The organism is Chryseomicrobium sp. FSL W7-1435 (assembly GCF_038595005.1).
Lineage (GTDB): Bacteria > Bacillota > Bacilli > Bacillales_A > Planococcaceae > Chryseomicrobium.
The window spans coordinates 1658623-1682887 of record NZ_CP151997.1 but is presented as its reverse complement, the minus strand read 5'-3'; the positions used below and the strand labels follow the sequence as shown (position 1 = coordinate 1682887).

Here is a 24265-nt window from a genome sequence, read left to right as displayed (position 1 = left end):
TTACAATAAGTCAATTTTGTAAACTGCTTATAATTTAAATTCATAAATAAGATATGTAATTGGCAAGTAAATATACTATTTTGTTGGATAAGTGAGTTCTAAAATTAATGTTGAAAATTTTCATCCGGAGCCTGTCACAGCCACAATTCTAGATTAGCAGGTGAAGAGCCACACTTCTTCGACTTCGTCTCGAACTGAGTCTCATCACCTGCCAGAATTGAGTCTAAAACAGGCACCTCACCCGGTGTCTTTTCTTCTAGAAAGGTTTTATATCCCAGAAAATCAAATCACCAGCTTTTTATGTTTTTGAACTAATTTTCTCAATTTGTTGAAAAAAATCAGAAAATTACATATAATTAAGTTACAAAGATTTACAGAATAGAGAAATTTAATGATTGCATTAAAAAAAGGGGGAAATTATGAAAAATATTATTCTTTTTGTTTTAGGCTTTGTATTGACTATAGCGCTTCTTCCTTTGCTGTACCAAGCTGGTGTTCCAAGGCTTAGCGATTTTCTTTCAGCTGTATTTGGTGACAATAAAATTTTAGGAGTTACATTCTCATTAATTTTAATGAGTGTTGTGATAGGTTTCACTATTTTCATAGCCAAAAAAAATAATAGTGTTAAGGAAGTTTGATCTTTCTCGAGTATCTACAGTTACTGAAGGTACTCTTTTTTTATGAAGGATGCATCTACTCAAATAATCATCCGGAGCCTGTCACAGCCACAATTCTAGATCGGCAGTTGAAGAGCCACACTTCTTCGACTTCGTCTCGAACTGAGTCTCATCATCTGCCAGAATTGAGTCTAAAACAGGCACCTCACCCCGCGGTCTTCTTTTCTGGAGGAGTTTTAAATGCCAAAGACTAATAAGAATTAAGAGATTGCGCAAAGTAACTTGTCTGTTTCTCTCATCTCACCGAAAGTCTTTTCTTCTGGAGTAGCTTTAGAGACAAAGAAAAAGCACACCGATTGAATCGATGCGCTTTATAGAAAAATTTAAAAAGATTAAAGTAGTGCTTTTGCTTTCTCGATCTGTAACGCAACTTGCTCGAATCCTGTGCCGCCCAATGAGTTACGGCGACGAACAGCTTCACGCGGGGAAAGCGCAACATAGATGTCCTGTTCAATCAGAGAAGAGTATTTTTGATAAGCTTCGAGTGGCACGTCTTTCAAGAAAATACCTTTCTGGATGCAATCAAACACCACACGTCCCGTGACATCATGTGATTCACGGAATGGCATCCCCTTCGTCGCCAAATAATCGGCAAGTTCTGTAGCATTCGAGAAATCAGAAGCTACGGCCACTTCCATTGTTTCAGCATGAACAGTCATTGACTGAATCATACCAGCGAAGATTTTTAACGAACCTGTAACGGTCTGCACTGTATCAAACATGCCTTCTTTATCTTCTTGCATATCTTTGTTGTAAGCGAGTGGCAAGCCCTTCAAGACGGTCAACAAACCGAATAAGTTGCCGTAAACACGCCCCGTCTTACCACGAATCAGTTCGGCCATATCTGGATTTTTCTTCTGAGGCATAATGCTCGATCCAGTTGAGAAGGCATCCGACAATTCAATGAATGAAAATTCTTGGCTAGACCATAAAATGATTTCTTCAGCTAAGCGTGATAAATGTGTCATTAATAAAGAAGATGCACTTAAAAATTCAACGATGAAGTCGCGATCACTTACTGCGTCTAAACTGTTTTCGTAAATGCTTGAAAAGCCCAATAATTCAGCCGTGCGTTCTCGGTCAATAGGGAACGTCGTCCCTGCAAGAGCACCTGCACCAAGAGGTGAAATGTCCGTTCGCTTCATACCATCCTGAAAACGCGCTTTGTCACGCTCCAACATCCAAAAATACGTCATCAAGTGATGACCGAATGAAATGGGCTGGGCACGTTGCAGATGCGTATAGCCTGGAGCAATCGTTTCGATATGTTGCTGCGCTTGGGACAGGAGCTGTTGTTGAAACTCCTCAATTAAGGTAATAATTTCTACCGTGCGTGCTTTTAAATACAGATGCATGTCTGTAGCGACTTGATCGTTTCGGCTACGACCAGTATGAAGTTTCCCTCCAACCGGTCCAATAAGGTCTATCAGTAGCTTTTCTAAGTTCAAATGAATGTCTTCTTGCTCCACTTGAAAAGAAAGTTCGCCTTTTTCCGCCTGCTCGCGAAGCGTCAACAAACCATCAGTAATTTGTTCAGCCTCTACCCTTGAAAGGATACTTTGCTCGCCAAGCATCTGGACGTGTGCCAGACTTCCGGCGATGTCTTCTAGTACAAGAGCTTGATCAAAGTGAATGGAGGCCCCGAATGCATCCACCCATTGTTCTGCCGTCTGCTGAAAACGACCGCCCCACAATTTTGTCATACGTTCACCTTCTGTGCATGTTGTTTGTTAACAACTGCATGAACTTTTGTCGGTAGCCCCCACAATTCAATGAATCCAATGGCTGAAGCGTGGTTGAATGAATCATCTTTTGAATACGTCGCAAGCTTTTCATCGTAAAGAGAGTTCGGCGATTTTCGACCTTCCACAATAGCATGACCTTTAAACAGTTTTACACGCACGGTCCCATTGACGTAAACTTGCGTTTCTTGTAAAAATGCTTGAAGCGCTGTACGAAGCGGCGAGAACCATAGTCCTTCATAAATAAGTTCTGTCAATTTCTTTTCCATGACCGGTTTGAAATGGGCCAGCTCTTTGACAAGCGTAATATCTTCCAATTCTTTGTGGGCAACTAATAATGTGTGCGCTCCAGGAATTTCATAGACTTCACGAGACTTGATGCCGACTAAACGGTTTTCGACGTGATCGATACGACCTACTCCGTGCTTTCCTGCCACTTTGTTGAGCTCTTGAATCAAGTCACTTAATAAGTAGTGCTGTCCATTTAAAGCAACCGGCACACCTTGTACAAATTCAATCTCAATGACATCAGCTGTGTCCGGAGTATTTTCAAGCGCGTTTGTCAGATCGTACGCCTCTTCAGGTGGTGCAGCCCAAGGATCTTCTAGAATGCCACATTCATTAGCACGTCCCCAGAGATTTTGATCGATTGAAAAAGGGCTATCCAGGTTGACTGGGATGGGGATGTTTTTCTCTTTCGCATAGGCAATCTCTTCTTCACGGCTCCAAGACCATTCACGAACCGGTGCAATAACCTCTAAGTGAGGTGCTAAAGCTTGGAAAGAAACCTCGAAACGCACTTGGTCATTTCCTTTCCCAGTACAGCCATGGGCAACTGCTGTTGCACCAACTTGTTCTGCTACTTCTACTAATTTTTTGGCAATTAACGGACGAGACAAGGCAGAGACAAGAGGATATTTTTGTTCGTACCATGTATGAGCTTGCATAGAAATGAGTGCATATTCATTGGCGAATTCTTCTTTTGCATCAATCACATAGCTTTCAGATGCCCCTACTAACAAAGCTTTTTCTTTAATGAAATCAAGATCTTTCCCTTCACCTACGTCTAAGCAAACCGCTACCACATCATATCCTTGATCCTTTAACCAAGTAATCGCAACCGACGTATCAAGACCACCAGAATAAGCAAGAACAACTTTTTTCATAGTAAAAACCTCCATGTATTTTTATGCATTATGTTTCATCAATATGCATATAGTAGCACGGAGGTTATAAAAATACAACCGGTTAATTATTTATTCATCTAGAATTTGTGACAAATCTTTGTCATGGATTGGTGGGAAGTCTAATTTACGGCGGGAAAGCTCGGCTTCGATTGAATCAATCGCGTGACGAATGACTTGAAGTCTTGCATATTTCTTGTCATCACCTGCAAGGACAAACCAGGGTGCATGTTCACTATCGGTTTTCTCAAGCATTTCTTCTGCAGCGTTAACGTAGTCTTGCCATTTATCTCGGTTTCTCCAATCTTCTTCGGTGAGCTTCCATTGTTTGAACGGATCGTTTTTGCGTTCCACAAAACGTTTAAGCTGTTCTTCATTCGAAATTTGAATCCAGAATTTCATGACGATATAAGATTCATCCGTTAATTGTTGTTCAAAAGAATTAATTTCTTGATAGGCACGTGACCATTCTGCTTTAGTCGCAAATTTTTCAACACGTTCCACAAGAACACGACCGTACCAGGACCGATCAAAAATCGCAATCTGTCCATGCATCGGCAATTTTCGCCAAAAGCGATGCAAATAGTGGTAACGTTTTTCATGTGGCTTTGGTGCTGAAATGGGATGAACGACATAGCCACGGGGGTCCATTCGTTCTGTCAATCGTTTAATAGCGCCACCTTTCCCGGCAGCGTCCATTCCTTCGAACACGCATACCAAGGCAATCCCATGCTTACGTAACGTAAGTTGCAGGCTCAACAAATGATATTGCAGCTGCTTCAGTTGTTGTTTATAATCTTTTTTCGAAAGTGAATTTTCCTTTTTTGGCACGTTGTCTAACTGGACTTTCATTCCCCAACACCTCCATTTTCACCCTATTATAAGTGATTTCAGAAAATTCAGGAGCTATTCTTTGAAAAATTCATGAGAATACGAAATAATAGGCTTATACCCTAGAAAGGTGATGAGATATGTCGAAATTATTTGAACCTACGAAGCTCGGGCAATTAGAGCTTAAAAATAAAGTGATTATGGCTCCTATGTGCCAATACTCAGTTGAGGCGGAAGATGGTCATCCAGAAGATTGGCATCTCACCCACTATGCTTCCCGTGCAGTCGGAGGAGTTGGATTAGTAATTGTCGAAATGACAGACGTAGAGCCAGATGGGCGTATCACCAATCGCGATCTTGGCCTTTGGGATGACGCACACATTGCATCACATAAGAGACTCGTCAATTGTGTGAAAAAGAATGGTGCCAAAATCGCTGTTCAAATTGCACATGCAGGTCGAAAAGCAACGGATGCTGAACAACCGGTCTCTTCTTCTACGGTCCCTGTAACACCGGATTCAGATTGGAAGATTCCACGAGCCTTGACGACTGAAGAAGTACGAGAAATGGTTGAAAAGTTTAAAAAAGCAACCGAACGCGCAATCGCTGCAGGTTACGATACAATTGAACTTCATGGGGCACATGGTTACTTGATCCACCAGTTCCACTCCCCTGCCATCAATAAGCGTCAAGATGAATACGGAATCGATCTTGCTCGTTTTGGTGTAGAAGTAATTCAAGCTGTAAAATCTGTGATGCCAGCAGACATGCCTCTTCTATTCCGTATGTCGGCCATTGAGTATATGGATGGCGGCTATGATTTAGAACATGCATTAGATATTGCACAGCGTTATAAAGAAGCAGGAGTCGATGTATTCCACATTTCAAGTGGTGGAGAAGCACCTCCTGGTAAACGAAAGCCATCGAATGAACCGGGCTATCAAGTCGGTTTTGCACGAGCTTATAAAAAAGCATTTGAACTCCCTGTCATTGCTGTCGGTCGTCTTGAAGATGCCGTCCTTGCAGAGAAAGTTGTCGCTCAAGGCGATGCTGAATTTGTAGCGATCGCTCGAGGTTTGCTACGTGACCCTTACTGGGCACTGCATGCTGAGGAGCAGTTAACAGGTTCTGTAACACCACCAAAGGCTTATGAGCGTGGATTTTAATTGAAAGCAACTAACTAAAATGTGTTAGCACATAAACCAGCATTTTTTCTGATTGAATCAGAGGAAATGCTGGTTTTTTATTTTGAGATAAGTCTCTGAAAATTGCTGAGGCTGGTGATTAATTCAAAATTTGAAGTGTTTTCAATAGCTTATTTTTATTGAATTTTTTTTAGTAATCTATATCAATATCACCATCTCTCGAATTCAAAGTAAGTACATGGTTCTGTTTTTTAATTATTCATTGTTTTCTGATTAATTATTCATTATACTGAATCATTATAGAAAAGGAGGCATTTTATGGAGCCAATTAAAGAAAGCGGTTACACACGAGAGTATCCTTATGAGGATATCTCCAATCAAGAAAACTTTAAATCACTCAAGAAACGTAAGAACAAATTTATTTTAGGAGTGTCCATATTTTTCTTAGTGGCCTATCTAACATTACCTATTTTAACTTCCTACACGACTATCTTGAATACTCCCGTAATTGGAGACATTTCGCTTGTATGGATTTATTCTTTATTACTCTTTGTCATGACATGGACGTTATGTATGATCTATGTAAGCAAAGCGAATGGTTTTGATAAAGAGGCAGAAAAAATTAAAGAAGATGCACAAAATGAGGTGATCAAATGAGTGGTGTCGGTTTATTCTTTTTTGTAGCTATCGTCGGCCTAACATTGTACGTTACATATTTAGCATCTAAACGAACGAACTCGGCCAGTGAATTTTACACAGCAGGTGGTGGTTTGACAGGTTGGCAGAATGGGATTGCCATTGCAGGAGATTATTTATCTGCAGCCTCATTCTTGGGAATTGCAGGAGCAATTGCGCTATTTGGATTTGACGGATTCTTCTTCTCCATAGGCTACCTAGTTGCATATCTTGTAGTTCTCTATATCGTAGCAGAACCGTTACGAAATCTCGGAAGATATACGCTTGCCGATATGATTGCAGCTCGCTTCAATCAGAAAAAAGTCCGCGGAGCAGCGGCGGTTAGCACAATTACAATCGTATTATTTTATATGATTGCCCAATTAGTAGGAGCTGGCGCACTCATTCAGTTACTGCTAGGCATCGATTACTGGATAGCGGTATTGATTGTCGGTACCATGATGACCGTTTATGTACTATTTGGGGGCATGGCCGCAACGAGCTGGGTACAGATCATTAAAGCTGTTCTTCTGATGGTTGGAACCGTGGTCATCTCTTTCCTTGTTCTATGGAAATTTAATTTCAACATTCTTGGGATGTTTTCAGAAATGAAATCAGTCACAACACACGGAGAAGCTTATTTGCATCCTGGTGTGCGCTACACAAATGGCATTGATACAATCTCGATGATGATTGCCCTTGTTTTAGGAACTGCAGGTCTTCCACACATCTTGATGCGCTTCTTCACAGTGAAAGATGCGAAAACTGCGCGAAGCTCTGTTGTCTATGCTACTTGGATTGTCGGGATTTTCTATATATTGACGATATTCCTTGGCTTTGGCGCAGCAGCATTTGTTGGTTCAGAACAGATTATTGCAGCTAATGCAGCTGGAAACATGGCCGCTCCTCTTTTAGCCGAAGCACTTGGCGGAGATTTGTTGTTGTCGTTTGTTTCAGCAGTAGCATTTGCAACGATTTTGGCAGTAGTAGCAGGTCTTGTGTTATCAGGAGCCTCTGCATTTGCCCATGATCTATACGGTCAAATTTTCAAAAAAGGCAATGTCACTGAAAAAGAGCAAATGATTGCTGCACGAAGTGCCTCTATTGCCGTTTCAGTAATTTCTATCGTCTTAGCGCTTGGTGCACAAAATATGAATGTTGCCTTTTTAGTGTCCCTTGCATTTTGTATTGCTGCATCTGCCAACTTACCAGTAATCATATACACAATTTACTGGCGTAAGTTTTCCACTACAGGAGCCTTGGCAGCTATTGTAACGGGTCTTGTCACTGCTCTTGTTCTCGTCGTACTCAGTCCAAACCTATGGGCAGCAGATGGCTCGATGTTGTTTACAGGTGAGCCTCTCTTCCCACTGACTAACCCAGCACTCGTTTCTGTACCCGCTGGATTCTTAGGAGGATGGATTGGTACACTGGTTGGCCAAAAAGCAGATCTCAAAAAATATGCAGAAGTCGATGTAAAGGCGACAATAGGTCTAAAATAAAAGTAGAGAGCCCATCGGCTCTCTACTTTTTTGCATAAATTTTTCTGCCAAAACGTTCAAATAATAAAGGCGTGAGTTGAGCAAACTTTGCCCCGACGCCAAGAAGATCAGGCACCAATACTTCGCCTTTTGGTTTAATTAGTTGTCTCATGACAACCTCCCCCACCTGTTCGATAGACAAGATATGTTTTCCAAGTGCTTTTTTATAGCCCCCTGTTTCGTCTGCCTTATCAATAAACGGCGTATCAATCGGACCTGGTTGCACAATGCTCACTTTCACATTGGTCTGCATCAATTCCATTCGGAGACCTTGCACATAACCAGTTAACGCGTGCTTAGACGCTGCATAGACACTTGCTTTCGGTGAAGCCATCCGCCCCGCCAATGAACCGATGAATAACAACAAGCCATCCTCTCTTCGTTGCATAAATGGACTATGATACCGCGCTAGTAGCATCGGAATTTCAACGTTGACTAGAAGCATAGACTGTATTTCTTGTGCTGAGAGTTCATCATGTTGCTTAAAAAAGCCAACACCGGCATTTAAGATCACCACGTCATAATCGGTATCTAACAGAGAGGTTGGCCAATCTTCTTGTCTATGTTGTCTAGACATATCCCAGTGGGTTGCGCGCGCGCCTAACTGTTGAAGCTCAGCTAATGCCTGTTCGTTTCGACCGGTAACGGTAATACTGTGGCCTTGCCTCAAAAGCTCTCTTGCTACATAAAGCCCAAGACCACTCGTACCGCCAGTCAGTAATATTTTTTTAGGCTTTTCGATAATACTTCACTCCTTCGTGTAGTTCTTCTACAAGAAGTGCATTATCCATCAAGTAGTCGATCTGACCAATTGTTTCAGACAAAGTCAATCCAAGTTCTTTCTCATACACTTTCGGGAATAACCGTTTCGTCAGTTCAAAGATCGTAAGTGTTTCATCTCCTAAGAGCGTTAACATATGAAGGGCACGCTGATGTTGACGTTGCAGTCGGTATTCAATCAGTGGGTGCACATCTTGAACGACTTCCCCATGCCCACTGTAGATTTTTTCTATAGTAAAGTCTAACATCCGTCGAAGTGACGCGTTGTATTGAAGCAACGCTTTCGGTCGGCCTTGAGATTTTTTTAATGGTGGTTCGATGAGAGGATTGGAAGAAATATGAGCAATTACATGGTCTCCACCAATCATCCAATTTGCTTGTTCATTATAGAAAGAAAGTTGACTTTGTGCATGGCCAAGGGTTTCAAGAACAACTAGTTCAGGGTGTCCAGGCAACTTGTCTCCCTCCTCAAGCACCGCATCCAGCGGACGATTTCCCATTAATTGAATCGGTCTTTTCATCTTTTCGATCCAGTGATAATACTCTTCTGGAACGCCTTCTTCTTGTAATTGTTCTAAATAAAACGCATCATGGTAAGCAAAAAAATCTTGATCCCGTGTGAACCAAACATCGTTATAGGCATGACCAAGCAGCGTAGCATTTTCAAAAAGTTCCGTCCAGCCGGAGTGATCTGGATGATGATGGGTTAAAACCACTTGCTCGATATCGCTTGTAGCAATATTTAATTCTTTTAATTTTTGTTCTAATACTTGTCGCGCTTGATCGGTTTTAGGACCGACGTCGAAAAGTGTTAGGGAGTCCCCTTTAAGTAAATAGCTATGGACATCCCCAACAGCAAAGGGTGTCGGAAGTGTTAGTGTGTGAATCATAGTGGGCCTCCTAAAATGAATGATTATTCATAGTGTACTATGAATAGATACAGTCGTCACTAGTGGCATTGACAATGCTTTAAGACAACTTTATAATTCGAATCATTATACTTGAGGAGGCGTTTTCCATGAAGATTGTATTTTTTGGAGCTGGTGCTATGGCAGAAGCGATTATTAGCGGGTGGGTCAACTCCCCCAAACTTCCTCCTCTTTCTCTGTACGTGACCAATAAAAGTGATGAAGAGGCACTGGTGGCGTTACAATCTCGTTACCAGGTCTCGCTTGTCAAAGACCATCCCGAGTGTATACAAGATGCCAACTATGTAGTTCTCGCAATGAAGCCAAAAGATGCAAAAGAGGCATTTAAGGCGATTCAGCCATTGCTTCCTAGTGATGTTACCGTTTTATCAGTGTTAGCAGGAATTGATTTAGAACTACTACAACATGCTTTTCCTGGCCACCCAATTGTTCGCGTTATGCCAAACACTTCCGCGATGATTGGCAAAAGTGCTACAGTTCTCAGCCATACATCCGATGTAACTGACCAAAACCTACGCTTTGTTACCTCTTTATTCGAAGCAATCGGATCAGTAGAAGTCATGCTGGATGAGCATATGCACGCAGTTACGGCATTATCCGGAAGCGGTCCAGCGTACGTCTACTATATTACAGAGGCCCTGCAACGCGCCGCACACGAAATCGGACTGCCGAAAGAACAGGCAAATGCACTGATCCTCCAAACGCTCGAAGGAGCAGTAGCGATGTTAAAAAAAACAAAAGAAGAACCCGCCACATTGCGAAAACATGTGACGAGTCCTGGAGGAACTACAGAAGCTGGGTTAAAACAAATGGAAGAACTAGGTCTCCAAACAGCCATTATCAAAGGACTCCAAGCTGCTTGCACCCAATCCAATCATTTAGGCGATGTTGTGAAAGATTCTATGCTCCCATCTCGTAGTAATTTGTAATGCGTAAAATCAGATGCAATAAATGACGGGCAGCCGCTTTCTTTTAGTTCTGCTAAAAGAGACGGCTCGTTTTCTTTTGTAAACCGAGCACTAATATGCGTAACAATCAGATGAGCGGCAGTGGCAGCTTTCGCCACTTGTGCAGCTTGTCGAAATGTCGAGTGCCCATAATCTGCAGCCATTTTTTCTCCAGTGTCATCAAACGTCGCTTCATGGACAAGGATATCTGCGTCATTCGCCAGTTGAATAGATGTTTCTGACAAACGTGTGTCCCCTAGAATTGTCACTGTAAAACCAGCTCGAGGTGGAGATGTAACATCTGTACTTTTCACAAACGTTCCGTCATCAAGCGTGATATCTTCCCCCGATTTTAGACGGCCTAATAAAGGTCCTTTTGGCACTGAAAATTCTCGCACTTTGTCCATCAACAATTCGCCAGGTAGTTCATTTTGTTGAAATCGAAAGCCGTAAGAAGGAATAACATGATCCAGTTTGTCCGCAAAGATTTGAAAACTTTTATCTTGGAATATTACTCCTGGTTTGATTTCAATGATCTCCAGTGGGTATGTCAAATGAGTACGTGTTAACTTGAGGGATAGCCGAATATAGTCTTCTATTCCACGCGGACCGAAGACAGTCAATTTTTCAGTCCCCCCTAAAAATGAGCGAGAACCCAACAGCCCAGGCAATCCGTAGATGTGGTCACCGTGCATGTGAGTAATAAATATTTTCTCGATTCGGCGTGGTTTTAAAGACGTATAGAGGAGTTGGTGCTGAGTGGCTTCCCCGCAATCGATGAGCCAGTATGTGCCTCGCTCTTCCACGAGATTGAGAACGACCGATGAGGTGTTGCGTTGTTTGGACGGCATTCCCGCACCAGTCCCAAGAAAGATAAGTTCCATTCACTCTTCCTCCTTTCGGTTATGATCGTTTAAGAAATCTTTACTGAAACTAGAGCTAGAGCCCGTTTTCTTTTGAAATTTCACGCCTCGTTGAATACTTGCCTTGCCGTATTTCTTTTGTAAATCTTCAATCAAATTCCGAACCGGTTCTTCTTTGGCAATCTGTTGATAGGAATCAAATGTTAACTGCTCTGTTATTTCACCAGGCTCTTTTAAATCTTGCACGGTAACTCCAAGTAAACGAACTGGTTCTTCATTCCACAGTTCCAGGAACAATTGTTTGGAAAGTCTTGCGATGTCACTCTTTCGATAGATGGATTCACGAAATGTCCGACTCTTGGATTTGTTTTGCCAATCATGGTAGCGAACTTGTACGTGTACTACATAACCGACATATCCTTTTTCTTTTAGACGGTCAGCAACTTTTACTGAGAGCTGATCAATATGAGCGAATAAAGCAGCTTTTGATGTTTCATCAAATGATAAGGTCTTTGAATTCCCTACACTTTTCCGTTCATAAATAGAGTCAGGGTCTACACTTCGGCTATCAGAACCGTTCGCTCGTCTCCACAACTTTTCACCGTGCTGGCCAAGCATCGCTTGAACTTGTTTTTCTGGTAGACGAGCCAAATCTCCTATCGTTTGAATCCCTTTGTCGTTGAGCTTTTTGGCTGTCTTGTCTCCTACGCCATGCATCTCTTCTACATCAAGTGGCCACAAGACTCGAGGAACATCTCTCTTTCTAAGGATTGTGATGCCCATGGGCTTTTTCATGCCACTTGCCATTTTGGCGAGAAATTTATTTGGGGCGATTCCGATGCTGCATGGCAGATCTAATTCTCGCTGGATTCGGTCTTGTATAGTTCGTGCCAAATCTACCGCATCTGCGCCTTCTACAATATCGGTGACATCCACATATCCCTCATCAATTGAAACGGGTTCCACTAAAGGCGTGTAGTCTCGTAAGATGGCAAACATAGCTTGAGAAGCAATTCGGTAGCGTTCAAATGTCGGTGTAACAAAAAGAAGCGAAGGGCATTTGCGCTTCGCTTCCCAGACAGGCATCGTTGTATAGATCCCGAATGCTCGAGCTTCATAGGAACACGTGATGATGATTCCTCTGCGCTCTTTTGGATTGCCAGCCACTGCGACAGGCTTTCCTTTTAATGAGGGGTCGTAGGCCTGTTCTACAGATGCGAAAAAGCTATTCATATCAAGATGAAATAAGATACGCGCTTGTTCTCCCACGACCATTCCTCCTATTGTTGAATTAAATGCGTCACAACATCGGCCAATTTTTCTAATTGATCAATTGGCATGGACTCATTTGTTGTGTGAATCTCTTCATAACCGACAGACAAGATAGCAGTTGGAATACCTAAACCATTAAATATGTTGGCATCACTACCCCCGCCACTACGTTTAATGGCTACTGGGATTCCAAGTGCTTCAAATGACGTTTTCGCATAACGAACCACTTCATCCTGTTCACTGAAAGAAAATCCAGGATACATCAGCTCTGTTTTTGTTTCAGCAGTAGCACCGAGTGACTGTGCAGTCGTGTCAAATGTTTCTACCATATGGTTTACTTGAGCATTCACTTTTTCTTCAGTCAATGCACGTGCCTCTGATAAAATGTGGACTTCTGGGCAAACAATATTCGTTGCTTTGCCGCCTTCAAATCGACCAATATTCGCCGTTGTTTCTTCATCAATACGACCAAGATTCATAGCTGCAATTGATTTAGCCGCAACGGTGATAGCTGAAATCCCTTTTTCAGGTGCTACTCCCGCATGCGCTGGTTTTCCAGTAATCGTCGTCCATAGCTTGGCTTGGAACGGGGCCGCTACAACAATACCGCCCACTTCTCCGTCGCTATCAAGTGCATAGCCAAAATCAGCGTCAAGCATTGCTGGATCTAAAGCTTTTGCGCCGACAAGGCCACTTTCTTCTCCAACTGAAATGACAACTTGTAATTGGCCATGGTCAGCATTTGTTTCGATAATACGACGAATCGCCTCAAACAAGGCCGCAATTCCCGCTTTATCATCTGCACCCAAGATCGTATCTCCTTGAGACACAATTGTGTTACCTTTTTGAATGGCTACAATTCCCTCACCCGGTGTTACGGTGTCCATATGAACAGAGAACAATAGTTTTGGTTTCGAGGAATTGCCTTTTTTAGTGGCTATTAAATTTCCAGCTCCAAATCCAGTCTTCTCTTTTGCATCATCTTCCATAACTGAAAAACCAAGTGCTGCTAATTTTTCTTTTAAAATTGGAGCGATGACATGCTCTTTTCCTGTTTCTGAAGGAATTTCAACAAGTTCAATAAATTCATTTAGTAAGCGTGACATAATGAGCTCCTTTACAATGGAATATTGCCGTGTTTTTTCTTAGGACGTTCTTCTTTTTTAGTACGCATCATTTCTAGGGCTTGAATTAATTTGATTCGCGTATCGCGTGGATCTATGACATCATCGACCATTCCCATGGATGCGGCAACATAAGGGTTGGCAAATTTTTCACGGTATTCTTCAATTTTTTCAGCACGCATAGCTTCTGGATTTTCACTGTTGTCAATTTCTCGTGCAAAAATGATGTTGGCTGCGCCATTTGGTCCCATAACCGCAATTTCTGCGTTTGGCCAAGCAAAGACGACATCGGCACCAATTGATTTTGAATTCAGTGCTACATAAGCTCCACCATAGGCTTTACGCAAAATAACAGTCAGTTTCGGAACTGTCGCTTCAGAGTAGGCATATAAAATCTTGGCTCCGTGACGAATGATTCCTCCATGCTCTTGTTTGATTCCTGGGAAGAAGCCAGTAACATCTTCAAACGTGATCAGAGGAATGTTGAAAGAGTCACAGAATCGAATAAACCGTGCCGCTTTATCAGATGAATCGATATCGAGGCCACCCGCCATCACTTTTGGTTGGTTACAGATAAGTCCTACTGTCTCTCCTTTGATTCGAGCAAAACCTACTACAATATTTCTCGCAAATTCAGCTTGTACCTCTAAAAACGAATCAGTGTCCACTACTTGTTCCACTACGCGACGGATATCGTAAGGACGGATTGCCTCAAATGGGACGATATCTGCTAAGTCAGGACGTTCATCTGAAGCATCATCTGAAGCTAAGATTGGCGTTTTTTCTTCATTATTTTGTGGCAAATAAGTAAGGAGCTGACGCACTTGCGCCAATACTTCTTCTTCCGTTGCAGCTCGGAAATGGGCATTCCCACTGATTGCATTATGTACTTTTGAACCGCCAAGATCTTCTGAAGAAATCTTTTCTCCGGTTACTGTCTCAATGACTTTCGGTCCAGTAATAAACATTTGGCTCGTTTTATCGGTCATAAACACAAAGTCCGTAATAGCAGGTGAATAAACTGCGCCTCCAGCACATGGGCCTAAGATAACAGAAATTTGAGGAATGACACCTGAATAAATGGCATTTCGGTAAAAAATTTGGCCATATCCATCTAATGAGACCACGCCTTCTTGAATTCGCGCTCCACCTGAATCATTGAGTCCAATAAATGGTGCCCCGTTCTTTGCGGCTAAGTCCATAACATTTGAGATTTTTAGAGCATGCATCTCACCTAGCGCACCGCCAAATACAGTGAAATCTTGTGAGAATAAGTAGATAGGTTTTCCAGCAACTTTACCATACCCCGTAACTACCCCATCTCCAGGTCCTTCAAGTTTGTCCATTCCAAAATCAGTAGTTCGGTGTTTAATAAATGGATTCAATTCTACAAACGTGCCTTCGTCGACTAGTAACTCGATGCGCTCGCGTGCTGTCAATTTGCCTTTTTCATGTTGCTTCTCTATTCGAGCATCTCCACCACCTAGCTCGATTGTGCGTTTACGGTCATAAAGTTCATTAATTTTATCGTACATATCCATTACGCTTTCGCCTCCGACTGTTTCTCACAAAGTTCATATAGTACACCATGTGACGATTTTGGGTGTATAAAAGCAACTAATGCGCCGCCAGCACCGGTTTTGGGTTGTTCATGCAACAAACGAACACCGTTTTCCTTCAAATCGTCCAGACGGGTCTGAATCGATTCTACGCCAAATGCAATGTGATGCATGCCTGGTCCTTTTTTCTCGAGGAAAGTATGGATTGCGCTTTTCTCAGACATAGGCTCTAAAAGTTCGATTTTTAAATTCCCTGCATCTAGAAATGCAACCTTCACTTGCTCGCTCTCTACTTCTTCAATTCCTAAGAGAGGTAACCCCAGTGTCTCTGTATAGTATGGAAGCGCTTCATCTAGTGAATTGACGGCTACCCCAATATGGTCCACTTTTTTCAATCTAGTCCATCCCCTTTCACACTCTATCTTCTATTGTAGCGATTTCAAAAAAGGTTGGCTACCTCTTTTGTCTCTGATAAACTAAGGGTAGTCAACTAGAGGAGCGATGTATGGATGCGAAATGAAACTTTCCGTAAAGTAATTATTTATTTGATGATCATCACGATGTTACTGTCCACATTTGTTTTTGGTTTAAGCTTTCTACTATAAAAAGACACGGTCTGCGTAGACCGTGTCTTTTTACTTTTTACTTAATATTCTTCGCAGTATTCTTCGAATAGACCTTGTAAATGAGTTATTACACTCATAGGATCATGACCTTCGATTTCGTGACGGCCAACCTCTGCTACCATTTGTCCATCCTTTACAAGAACGAATGAAGGAGATGATGGCAAATGCTCGTCTCCAAATTTATCGCGTGCATAAAAAGTAGCTTCTTTGTCTTGACCTGCAAATACAGTCACTAAATGATCTGGGCGGCGGTCATAATGAGCCGCATGTGTAGCTGCAGGACGTGCAATGCCTCCTGCACAACCACAAACAGAGTTCACCATAAACAATGTAGTTCCCGGACGCTCTAGCGCACGATCCACATCTTCAGTTGTACGCAGTTGCTCATAGCCTGCAGCGTCCATTTCATTGCGGGCAGTTGTTACGATTTCATTCATATATAAGTTAAAATCCATACTCATAAGTTAATCACTCCTTTATAGCTGTATTGTATCAGACTTTTAGTCTTTTGCTGAAGTAAAAAGTTTAGAGAGTGCTTGATCAACAGTAAGTTCTGATTTAGCTACTTGATTTTCTAGTAGTTTCATCAAGCGTTTCTTTTCGTGATCCGCAAAAAAATGCCGTACAAGAACATCGGTCACAGAGCTTCTGAACCATTCCATCTGTTGCTGATTGCGTCTTTCGGTAAACACACCCGACTCCTTCGTCTGACCAGAAAATGTTTCAATCAATGACCACACTTCTTGGAGCCCTGTGTTTTTGTAAGAGGATACCGGCAAAGCGGTTGGTGTCCACCCCGTTGTAGCGGGCTGGATAAAATGCAAGATTTGTTGGTACTCTCTAACGGTCTTTTTAGCCATGGGTTCATTTGCACCATCTGCTTTATGAACAATAATAGCGTCGGCCAGTTCCATAATTCCCTTTTTCATTCCTTGCAGCTCATCCCCCGCGCCAGTTAAAGTCAACAATAGAAAAAAGTCTGTCATTCCTCTAACGGCTGTCTCTGATTGCCCAACCCCAACTGTTTCGACTAACACAATGTCATAACCAGCCGCTTCACAAAGCAACATTGTCTCACGGCTTTTCTTGTGCACCCCACCCAGAGTTCCAGAGGTAGGAGACGGTCTGACAAATGCATTCGGCTCTTTCACTAGTTGCTCCATACGCGTTTTATCCCCGAGAATGCTTCCACCTGAGCGGGAAGAAGTAGGATCGATTGCAAGGACGGCTACACGATAACCCTTAGCACAAAGTAATTGTCCAAAGGCTTCAATGAAAGTACTTTTTCCAGCACCCGGTACGCCAGTGATTCCAATGCGAATACTATTCCCGCTATATGGCAAAAGCTCTTGCAAAAACTGTTGCGCCTGTCTGTGGTGATCGGGATGCTGACTTTCAATCAAAGTAATGGCCTTGGATAAGGCAATACGTGAGCCAGCTCGCAAGTCTTTCCCCAGTTCCTCCAAGTTCAGTACGGAATCAGTTTTTTTGGTGAATTTTTTGATAGGGGTCATAAAGAACTCCCAGCTTCTTCATAGCCGAGTTGTTTATAAATTTCTTCAATCACTTTCTGAGCAGCAACAGGAATTACAGTACCTGGTCCAAAGATGGCTGTTGCTCCGTTTTCAAGTAAAAAGGCATAATCTTGACTAGGAATGACGCCACCGACAACGAGTAAAATATCGCCGCGTCCAAGTTTCTCAAGCTCTGCTTTTAATTCAGGGACTAGTGTCAAGTGACCGGCTGCTAGAGAACTTACACCAATAACATGCACATCATTTTCAACAGCTTGAAGTGCCGTCTCCTCTGGCGTTTGGAACAGGGGTCCCATGTCCACATCAAATCCAAGGTCAGCAAATGCGGTAGCAATGACCTTTGCTCCACGGTCGTGTCCGTCTTGACCCATTTTGGCGATCATGATTCGTGGTCGTCTCCCCTCATTCTCTAAGAAATCTTCAGCCATTTCTTTTACAGAATCGACTTCATGTGATTCTGAATAGTTGGAGCTATAGACGCCGCTAATAGATCGGATGATTGCTTTATGGCGACCAGAAACGGCTTCAATCGCATCAGAAATTTCACCAAGCGTCGCACGCTGGCGAGCTGCTTCTACTGCAAGTTCTAGTAGATTAGAAGTTCCTGACTCAGCCGCTTCCGTTAATTTCGTCAACGCTTGTTGCACCTTTTCATTATCTCGCGCTGCACGAACACGTTCTATTCGAGCGATTTGAGAAAGGCGCACAGCAGAATTATCGATAGCTAAAATATCTAAAGCATCTTCTTGTGCAAGACGACGATAGTTGACGCCAACGATTTTTTCTTTCTTTGAATCTATTTGTGCTTGTCGAATAGCTGCCGCTTCTTCAATCTTCATTTTAGGTAGTCCAGTTTCGATGGCTTTTGCCATACCACCCAATTCTTCGATTTCTTCAATATGTTCCCAAGCTTTTTTCATCAATTCTTCTGTTAATGTTTCTAGATAAAATGAGCCACCCCATGGATCAATGATGGAAGTCATTTTCGCTTCTTCCTGTAAAAACAGTTGCGTATTTCGGGCAATACGAGCAGAAAAGTCCGTTGGTAGGGCAATCGCTTCATCTAAAGCATTTGTATGAAGGGACTGTGTATGGCCCATTGCTGCAGCATTGGCTTCGAGTAGCGTTCTGGTAACATTGTTGAACGGATCTTGTTCCGTCAAACTCCAGCCAGATGTCTGTGAATGTGTGCGAAGTGCTAATGACTTTTCATTTTTAGGTTCAAATGGCGCAATTAACTCAGCCCAAATTCGGCGTGCAGCCCGCATTTTTGCCACTTCCATGTAATAGTTCATCCCCACTGCCCAGAAGAACGACAAACGAGGGGCAAAACGGTCAATGTCCATTCCAGCAGCTAGACCCGTACGAACGTACTCCAGTCCATCCGCAAGTGTATAGGCAAGCTCGATATCAGCTGTCGCTCCTGCTTCTTGCATATGATAGCCTGAAATTGAAATGGAATTAAATTTTGGCATATGTTGCGATGTATAAGCAAAAATGTCAGCAATGATCTTCATCGACATTTCTGGGGGATAAATATATGTGTTACGCACCATGTATTCTTTCAATATATCGTTCTGTATCGTACCCGTCAGTTGTTCAGGAGTAACTCCTTGTTCTTCAGCGGTCACAATGTAAAACGCTAAGATTGGTAGGACAGCTCCATTCATGGTCATCGACACAGACATTTTATCGAGGGGAATCCCATCAAACAGAATTCTCATGTCTTCAACCGAATCAATTGCTACTCCCGCCTTACCGACGTCACCTTTGACTCGGTCATGATCAGAATCATAGCCACGGTGTGTTGCTAAATCAAATGCAACGGATAGCCCTTTTTGGCCCATTGCCAAGTTGCGACGATAAAAAGCATTGCTCTCTTCTGCAGTCGAGAAGCCGGCATATTGGCGAACAGTCCAAGGTTTCGTGACATACATCGTCGGATAAGGTCCACGCGTATAAGGGACCAATCCAGGAAACTCATGCATATGACGAACGGTTTTTAAATCTTCAACTGTGTAGCGAGTTTTTAACGGGATGCCTTCATTTGTTTTGTGTAAATCTGTCATTTCGCTTCCTCCTTGCCACTCCAAATAGCTACCAATTGATGACCTTTATCAAGCAAAGATAGCCCCATGTAAATGGATCCATCGATACCTTGTTGTTGTAGGGAACTCATTTCAGGATGCTTGCCTGCAACATCAATGGTTAAAGAAGATGTTGGAAGATTGCCAACAGCTACCGCGATATCTTCATCCGTTCCAGCTAGAACCGCATAATCATAAGACCTAAAGTGCTGTTGGAATTGCGGTACATCCATTACTTCTGTGTCCCACCCAAATACAGAGAGATAGCCTTTAACATAATCCACTCGAGGTTTAGAAGATTTATAGTCACCCGCTTGAATAATAGCTACACGTTGACTGTATGGCTGCAACTTAGCACGTATAGTTTCAAATGGCTCCGCCAGTCTACGGTAATCAAATGTCGTATTAACAGTTTGGCTGTTATCGACCGGATTTGCATAAATCGTCGTACCAATCAACGCATGTTTTCGACTAGCAACAGCTTGTAGATTTGTATCAAATGCCTTTTCTGATTGAGCAGTAAACCAAGCATCTTGCTCATCTTTTGGTAAGTCCTGAACAGTGATAAAGGAGTCCCATGCTTTGTCGACCAGTTGCGCTGTCAACGATTCCACTGCATAGGAACCTGCTGCCGGATCTTCAACCGCTGTGACAAATGTTTCATGGCGAATCACTTCTACAATATTTTCAGCAAGTCTTTTGCCTAGAGGTGTTGGTTCCGTAAGTACGTCAAATGGATGAACGGCCACTGCATTAGCGCCTCCAATGACAGCAGAAAATGCACTATTCGCACTGCGCAGCAGATTTACGGTCGGATCGTAACTCGAGAATGAACGCAATGAAGTCTCTGCATATAGCGCAACAGCAGTTGGCTCTAGTTTGTGGGCATGGAGAAACGCTTGCCACAGGACGCGTGCTGCACGAAGTTTAGCAACTTCCATGAAGAAATGCGTATCGACAGAAAAACCAATTTGCTTCGGCAAACGTCGGTGGTTTTCATAGTATTCATCCAGTTTCACAAGAAAATAGACGAGTTCTGTAACTGCATCAGCACCTTTTTTATGTAGAGTACGAGCATCCACTTCAAGTGAATCAACTGGTTCGACAAAATGGATGGTCTCATCAGTCCAAGCTTGCTGCACCTTTTCGATTTGATCATGATGAACAGCCGTCAATTCATAATACAAAGGATCAATAGTTATCCCTTCAGAGGTTGCTGTAGTTAAGGTGCGCCAATCTTTTCCTTTTAAAGAATCTGATACAAGCTGGTGCCATTGGCTAAAACTCGCTTGTTCAAATTGCGGTGTTTGTTGAGTCATGAGCTTCCTCCCCGTGAATACGTTTTCATTCCAATTCTAGTTTACTAAACTTTTCGAAGATAAACAAAAAGTCGTCCAAAAAAATGGACGACTTCTAGTATTAATAAACGGAAGTATTCTCTTTTGTCATGTTTTCTAGGATTTCTTTGACACGTGCTAGGAATCGGCCACAAACTAGACCATCTAGAACACGGTGATCAAGAGATAGACATAGATTGACCATATCACGTGCAGCAATCATACCGCCGTCCATAATGACTGGTCGTTTGACAATCGATTCTACTTGAAGGATAGCCGCTTGTGGGTAGTTGATAATTCCCATTGACTGTACAGAACCGAATGATCCTGTGTTATTAACAGTAAATGTACCACCTTGCATATCCTCTGATTTCAATTTACCAGCACGCACTTTGCCAGCCAGTTCATTGATTTCACGCGCAATCCCTTTAATCGTCTTCTCGTCAGCATGCTTGATAACCGGAACGTACAACGCATCTTCTGTCGCTACCGCGATTGAGATGTTGATGTCTTTTTTCTGGATAATCTTGTCGCCTGCCCACATGGAGTTCATCATTGGGAATTCTTTCAATGCTTGTGCAACAGCTTTCACGAAGAAAGCAAAATACGTCACATTGAAGCCTTCTTTTTGTTTGAACTCAGTTTTAATGGAGTCACGATAAGAAACTAGGTTCGTCACATCCACTTCAATCATCGTCCAAGCGTGTGGTGCTTCATGTTTACTACGCAGCATATTGGCTGCAATCGCTTTACGAATACCCGTTACCGGAATTTCTACATCCCCTGGCATTGTTGGGATGTCTTGCTTCGGTGCAGCTGGTGCTTGAGCAGCAGGAGCCGATTTAGGTGCTTCCTGCGTTTTCTCTTCCACTGCCGAAGTAGCTTTCGCTTGTGGGATCTCACCAGAATCGATAATTTTTTGAAGGTCTTTTCGTGTGATACGGCCTTCTTTACCAGAACCGTCGACAAGATTTAAATCAATTCCGTGCTCACCTGCCATTTTTAAAACTGCTGGTGAGAAACGACCTGCTCCAGCGGGACGTTCCATTTTTGCAGGAGCTGAAGAAGGAGATTTTTCTTGTGTCTGTGTTGCTTGTGGTTCTTGTTTTGTTTCTTCTTTTGTTTCTTCTGCTGGAGCCGATTCGGTAGCTCCACCTTCTGTTTCAATTGTACAAACTACTTCTCCAACAGCGAAAGTGTCGCCTTCAGAAGCAATCAATTCTTTGATTACACCCGTGAATGAAGAAGGAATTTCAGCTGTTACTTTATCTGTGTTGACTTCAGCTAAAGGGTCATATTTGTTAACGTGGTCACCTGGTGACACTAACCACTTTTCAATCGTACCTTCTGTAACACTTTCCCCAAGCTGAGGCATTTTGATTTGTTCAAGTGCCATGAGTAGTCCTCCTTCTTAGAATTCAGCTAGCTCGCGCATCGCCTTTTCTACTTTATCTGGGTTAATCATAAAGAATTTTTCCATCGTTGGTGCATACGGCATGGCAGGTACATCAGGTCCTGCTAAGCGTTGAACAGGTGCATCTAAGTCGAATAAGCAGTTTTCTGCAATGATAGCTGCTACTTCTGACATAATACTACCTTCTTTGTTATCTTCTGTAACAAGAAGTACTTTACCTGTTTTAGAAGCGGCTTCGATGATACCTTCTTTATCTAAAGGATAAACCGTTCGTAGATCGACAACATGCGTGGAGATACCATCTTTTTCAAGACGTTCAGCCGCTTGAAGAGCAAAGTGAACCGCAAGACCGTAAGTGATGACAGTGATGTCTTCCCCTTCACGTTTTACATCGACTTTACCTATTTCAATTGTGTAATCTTCTGTCGGTACTTCCCCTTTGATTAAACGATACGCACGTTTGTGCTCGAAAAATAGCACAGGATCTTCATCACGAATTGCAGCTTTCAACAAGCCCTTCGCATCGTAAGGTGTTGACGGGATTACAATTTTAAGACCCGGCTGGTTAGCGAATATTGCTTCAACCGATTGTGAATGGTAAAGTGCACCGTGGATACCGCCACCAAATGGAGCGCGGATAACCATTGGACATGTCCAGTCATTGTTCGAGCGGTAACGAATACGTGCTGCTTCTGAAATGATTTGGTTAACAGCAGGCATGATGAAATCTGCGAACTGCATTTCAGCAATCGGACGTAGACCATACATCGCCGCTCCAATCCCCACTCCAGCGATAGCTGATTCTGCTAATGGTGTATCCAACACACGATATTCTCCAAATTGATCGTAAAGGCCATTGGTCGCTTTAAATACGCCACCTTTACGACCAACATCTTCTCCAAGTACGAAGACGCGTTCATCACGTTCCATTTCTTCTTTCATGGCTAATGTAATGGCATCGATATAGGACATGATTGGCATTAGTTGTCGCCTCCCGGTTCCGCGTAGACATGCTTCAATGCATCTTCAGGAGCTGCATATGCGGCATTCTCCGCGTAATCTGTCGCTTCGTTTACTTCTTTCATAATGCGCTCATTTATCTCTTTTTCAGAGTCATCTGTTAGCACACCCGCTTCTTTTAAATACGCAGCAAATGAAAGAATTGGATCTAGCTTTTTACCTTCTGCAATCTCTTCAGCCGATTTGTACTGACGGTCATCATCATCTGATGAGTGAGCTGTCAAACGGAATGTTACGGCTTCAATTAGAGTTGGCCCTTCGCCTTTACGTGCGCGCTCAACTGCTTCTTTTGTAACACGGTATACTTCTATTGGATCTTTACCATCCACTTCAAATCCTGGCATTCCGTACGAGCTAGCGCGGACCGCAATATTCTTACTTGCCACTTGACGATCAAAAGGCACTGAAATTGCGTATTTATTGTTTTCAACCATTGTGATACATGGTAATTTGTGAACTCCCGCAAAGTTTAAGCCCTCATGGAAATCTCCTTGGTTAGAAGATCCTTCACCAAGAGTGACAAACGAGACGAAGTCTTTTTGTTCGATCTTAGCTGCCAGGGCTACACCCACTGCATGTGGAAGTTGAGTTGTTACAGGAGATGAACCTGTAAGGATACGATTCTTCTTTTGTCCAAAGTGACCAGGCATTTGACGACCACCTGAGTTTGGATCTTCCGCTTTTGCGAACGCTGAAAGCATTAAGTCACGAGCAGTCATTCCAAAATGCAGGACTACACCCATATCCCGGTAATACGGGGCGATGTAATCTTTAGTAGTATCTAATGCATACGCTGCTCCAACTTGCGCTGCTTCTTGTCCTTGACATGAGATAACAAATGGAATTTTACCGGCACGGTTCAATAACCACATGCGCTCATCAATTCGGCGCGCGAGCAACATCGTTTCATACATTTTCAATACGTCGTCGTTTGTTAAGCCGACTTCTTCATGACGTGTAGACATTTGATTTCCTCC

Annotated in this window: 23 protein-coding genes; 6 read left to right on the top strand and 17 right to left on the bottom strand. The window is 42.8% G+C overall.

Annotated features, from left to right (window positions below):
* Positions 1–419 precede the first annotated feature (419 nt).
* Positions 420–638 carry a hypothetical protein gene (locus MKY84_RS08520; protein WP_342525530.1) on the top strand — a complete coding sequence of 73 codons (219 nt, stop codon included), beginning with the start codon at positions 420–422 and terminating at the stop codon, positions 636–638.
* Between the two features lie 371 nt (positions 639–1009).
* Here the strand turns inward: MKY84_RS08520 and argH are convergent, their stop codons facing one another.
* The 3 genes from argH to MKY84_RS08505 form a co-directional block, all read right to left on the bottom strand.
* Positions 1010–2380 carry an argininosuccinate lyase gene (argH, locus tag MKY84_RS08515; protein ID WP_342525529.1) on the bottom strand — a complete coding sequence of 457 codons (1371 nt, stop codon included), beginning with the start codon at positions 2378–2380 and terminating at the stop codon, positions 1010–1012.
* Positions 2377–3585 (bottom strand): argininosuccinate synthase, encoded by a 1209-nt coding sequence (locus MKY84_RS08510; RefSeq protein ID WP_342525527.1) that lies wholly within the window; start codon positions 3583–3585, stop codon positions 2377–2379. Before MKY84_RS08510 ends, argH begins: the two co-directional genes overlap by 4 nt.
* Positions 3586–3675: 90 nt before the next feature.
* On the bottom strand, positions 3676–4455 hold the full coding sequence (locus tag MKY84_RS08505) for a polyphosphate kinase (RefSeq protein ID WP_342525526.1): 780 nt from the start codon (positions 4453–4455) through the stop codon (positions 3676–3678).
* A 119-nt stretch (positions 4456–4574) separates the two neighbouring features.
* Between MKY84_RS08505 and MKY84_RS08500 the strand changes: the two genes are divergently transcribed.
* From MKY84_RS08500 to MKY84_RS08490, 3 genes are all read left to right on the top strand, one after another.
* Positions 4575–5600, top strand: a complete 1026-nt coding sequence (locus MKY84_RS08500) for an NADH:flavin oxidoreductase/NADH oxidase (protein WP_342525525.1) — start codon at positions 4575–4577, stop codon at positions 5598–5600.
* A gap of 297 nt (positions 5601–5897) precedes the next feature.
* Positions 5898–6236, top strand: a complete 339-nt coding sequence (locus MKY84_RS08495) for a DUF485 domain-containing protein (RefSeq protein ID WP_342525523.1) — start codon at positions 5898–5900, stop codon at positions 6234–6236.
* Complete coding sequence (locus MKY84_RS08490) at positions 6233–7756, top strand: cation acetate symporter (protein ID WP_342525522.1); 1524 nt, start codon at positions 6233–6235, stop codon at positions 7754–7756. Before MKY84_RS08495 ends, MKY84_RS08490 begins: the two co-directional genes overlap by 4 nt.
* A 22-nt stretch (positions 7757–7778) precedes the next feature.
* Here MKY84_RS08490 and MKY84_RS08485 read toward each other — a convergent pair whose 3' ends face one another.
* Both MKY84_RS08485 and MKY84_RS08480 read right to left on the bottom strand, forming a co-directional pair.
* The gene (locus MKY84_RS08485) at positions 7779–8513 is read right to left on the bottom strand and encodes an SDR family NAD(P)-dependent oxidoreductase (protein WP_342528871.1); all 735 of its coding nucleotides are present in this window, start codon (positions 8511–8513) and stop codon (positions 7779–7781) included.
* Between the two features lie 10 nt (positions 8514–8523).
* Positions 8524–9465, bottom strand: a complete 942-nt coding sequence (locus tag MKY84_RS08480) for an MBL fold metallo-hydrolase (RefSeq protein WP_342525521.1) — start codon at positions 9463–9465, stop codon at positions 8524–8526.
* Between the two features lie 128 nt (positions 9466–9593).
* On the opposite strand from MKY84_RS08480, the gene proC reads away from it, so the two are divergent.
* Positions 9594–10433, top strand: a complete 840-nt coding sequence (gene proC / locus MKY84_RS08475) for a pyrroline-5-carboxylate reductase (RefSeq protein WP_342525519.1) — start codon at positions 9594–9596, stop codon at positions 10431–10433.
* On the opposite strand, the gene rnz is transcribed toward proC, so the two are convergent.
* The 5 genes from rnz to mce are packed head-to-tail and all read right to left on the bottom strand — an operon-like array spanning position 10379 to position 15664.
* A complete protein-coding gene (gene rnz / locus MKY84_RS08470) occupies positions 10379–11335 on the bottom strand; it encodes a ribonuclease Z (protein ID WP_342525518.1) in 957 nt (318 codons plus the stop codon). The genes proC and rnz overlap by 55 nt on opposite strands.
* Entirely contained in the window at positions 11336–12589 is a 1254-nt protein-coding gene (locus tag MKY84_RS08465; protein ID WP_342525517.1) for a DNA polymerase IV, read from the bottom strand.
* A 5-nt stretch (positions 12590–12594) separates the two neighbouring features.
* Positions 12595–13692, bottom strand: a complete 1098-nt coding sequence (locus tag MKY84_RS08460) for a M20/M25/M40 family metallo-hydrolase (RefSeq protein ID WP_342525516.1) — start codon at positions 13690–13692, stop codon at positions 12595–12597.
* An 11-nt stretch (positions 13693–13703) separates the two neighbouring features.
* Positions 13704–15251, bottom strand: coding sequence for a carboxyl transferase domain-containing protein (locus tag MKY84_RS08455; RefSeq protein ID WP_342525515.1), 1548 nt, complete (start codon positions 15249–15251; stop codon positions 13704–13706).
* Positions 15251–15664 (bottom strand): methylmalonyl-CoA epimerase, encoded by a 414-nt coding sequence (mce, locus tag MKY84_RS08450; RefSeq protein WP_342525514.1) that lies wholly within the window; start codon positions 15662–15664, stop codon positions 15251–15253. The genes MKY84_RS08455 and mce overlap by 1 nt, the downstream gene beginning before the upstream one ends.
* Positions 15665–15778: 114 nt before the next feature.
* On the opposite strand from mce, the gene prli42 reads away from it, so the two are divergent.
* Complete coding sequence (gene prli42, locus MKY84_RS08445) at positions 15779–15874, top strand: stressosome-associated protein Prli42 (protein WP_165767453.1); 96 nt, start codon at positions 15779–15781, stop codon at positions 15872–15874.
* A gap of 41 nt (positions 15875–15915) precedes the next feature.
* Here the strand turns inward: prli42 and MKY84_RS08440 are convergent, their stop codons facing one another.
* The 7 genes from MKY84_RS08440 to MKY84_RS08410 all read right to left on the bottom strand — a co-directional run bounded on the left by MKY84_RS08440 (position 15916) and on the right by MKY84_RS08410 (position 24253).
* Complete coding sequence (locus tag MKY84_RS08440) at positions 15916–16356, bottom strand: BrxA/BrxB family bacilliredoxin (protein ID WP_342525510.1); 441 nt, start codon at positions 16354–16356, stop codon at positions 15916–15918.
* Positions 16357–16395: 39 nt separating this feature from the next.
* Positions 16396–17409 carry a methylmalonyl Co-A mutase-associated GTPase MeaB gene (meaB, locus tag MKY84_RS08435; RefSeq protein WP_342525509.1) on the bottom strand — a complete coding sequence of 338 codons (1014 nt, stop codon included), beginning with the start codon at positions 17407–17409 and terminating at the stop codon, positions 16396–16398.
* Positions 17406–19499 carry a methylmalonyl-CoA mutase gene (gene scpA, locus MKY84_RS08430; protein WP_342525508.1) on the bottom strand — a complete coding sequence of 698 codons (2094 nt, stop codon included), beginning with the start codon at positions 19497–19499 and terminating at the stop codon, positions 17406–17408. Before scpA ends, meaB begins: the two co-directional genes overlap by 4 nt.
* Positions 19496–20836 (bottom strand): methylmalonyl-CoA mutase family protein, encoded by a 1341-nt coding sequence (locus tag MKY84_RS08425; RefSeq protein WP_342525505.1) that lies wholly within the window; start codon positions 20834–20836, stop codon positions 19496–19498. The genes scpA and MKY84_RS08425 overlap by 4 nt, the downstream gene beginning before the upstream one ends.
* A gap of 100 nt (positions 20837–20936) precedes the next feature.
* Positions 20937–22250 carry a dihydrolipoamide acetyltransferase family protein gene (locus MKY84_RS08420; protein ID WP_342525503.1) on the bottom strand — a complete coding sequence of 438 codons (1314 nt, stop codon included), beginning with the start codon at positions 22248–22250 and terminating at the stop codon, positions 20937–20939.
* A 15-nt stretch (positions 22251–22265) separates the two neighbouring features.
* The gene (locus MKY84_RS08415) at positions 22266–23249 is read right to left on the bottom strand and encodes an alpha-ketoacid dehydrogenase subunit beta (protein ID WP_342525501.1); all 984 of its coding nucleotides are present in this window, start codon (positions 23247–23249) and stop codon (positions 22266–22268) included.
* Positions 23249–24253 (bottom strand): thiamine pyrophosphate-dependent dehydrogenase E1 component subunit alpha, encoded by a 1005-nt coding sequence (locus MKY84_RS08410; protein ID WP_342525499.1) that lies wholly within the window; start codon positions 24251–24253, stop codon positions 23249–23251. Before MKY84_RS08410 ends, MKY84_RS08415 begins: the two co-directional genes overlap by 1 nt.
* Between the last annotated feature and the right edge of the window lie 12 nt (positions 24254–24265).

Coding starts and splice junctions, on each gene's coding strand:
- MKY84_RS08520 (WP_342525530.1), top strand. CDS start 420: ATGAAAAATATTATTCTTTTTGTTTTAGGCTTTGTATTGACTATAGCG.
- argH (WP_342525529.1), bottom strand. CDS start 2,380: ATGACAAAATTGTGGGGCGGTCGTTTTCAGCAGACGGCAGAACAATGG.
- MKY84_RS08510 (WP_342525527.1), bottom strand. CDS start 3,585: ATGAAAAAAGTTGTTCTTGCTTATTCTGGTGGTCTTGATACGTCGGTT.
- MKY84_RS08505 (WP_342525526.1), bottom strand. CDS start 4,455: ATGAAAGTCCAGTTAGACAACGTGCCAAAAAAGGAAAATTCACTTTCG.
- MKY84_RS08500 (WP_342525525.1), top strand. CDS start 4,575: ATGTCGAAATTATTTGAACCTACGAAGCTCGGGCAATTAGAGCTTAAA.
- MKY84_RS08495 (WP_342525523.1), top strand. CDS start 5,898: ATGGAGCCAATTAAAGAAAGCGGTTACACACGAGAGTATCCTTATGAG.
- MKY84_RS08490 (WP_342525522.1), top strand. CDS start 6,233: ATGAGTGGTGTCGGTTTATTCTTTTTTGTAGCTATCGTCGGCCTAACA.
- MKY84_RS08480 (WP_342525521.1), bottom strand. CDS start 9,465: ATGATTCACACACTAACACTTCCGACACCCTTTGCTGTTGGGGATGTC.
- proC (WP_342525519.1), top strand. CDS start 9,594: ATGAAGATTGTATTTTTTGGAGCTGGTGCTATGGCAGAAGCGATTATT.
- rnz (WP_342525518.1), bottom strand. CDS start 11,335: ATGGAACTTATCTTTCTTGGGACTGGTGCGGGAATGCCGTCCAAACAA.
- MKY84_RS08465 (WP_342525517.1), bottom strand. CDS start 12,589: ATGGTCGTGGGAGAACAAGCGCGTATCTTATTTCATCTTGATATGAAT.
- MKY84_RS08460 (WP_342525516.1), bottom strand. CDS start 13,692: ATGTCACGCTTACTAAATGAATTTATTGAACTTGTTGAAATTCCTTCA.
- MKY84_RS08455 (WP_342525515.1), bottom strand. CDS start 15,251: ATGGATATGTACGATAAAATTAATGAACTTTATGACCGTAAACGCACA.
- prli42 (WP_165767453.1), top strand. CDS start 15,779: ATGCGAAATGAAACTTTCCGTAAAGTAATTATTTATTTGATGATCATC.
- MKY84_RS08440 (WP_342525510.1), bottom strand. CDS start 16,356: ATGAGTATGGATTTTAACTTATATATGAATGAAATCGTAACAACTGCC.
- meaB (WP_342525509.1), bottom strand. CDS start 17,409: ATGACCCCTATCAAAAAATTCACCAAAAAAACTGATTCCGTACTGAAC.
- scpA (WP_342525508.1), bottom strand. CDS start 19,499: ATGACAGATTTACACAAAACAAATGAAGGCATCCCGTTAAAAACTCGC.
- MKY84_RS08425 (WP_342525505.1), bottom strand. CDS start 20,836: ATGACTCAACAAACACCGCAATTTGAACAAGCGAGTTTTAGCCAATGG.
- MKY84_RS08420 (WP_342525503.1), bottom strand. CDS start 22,250: ATGGCACTTGAACAAATCAAAATGCCTCAGCTTGGGGAAAGTGTTACA.
- MKY84_RS08415 (WP_342525501.1), bottom strand. CDS start 23,249: ATGCCAATCATGTCCTATATCGATGCCATTACATTAGCCATGAAAGAA.
- MKY84_RS08410 (WP_342525499.1), bottom strand. CDS start 24,253: ATGTCTACACGTCATGAAGAAGTCGGCTTAACAAACGACGACGTATTG.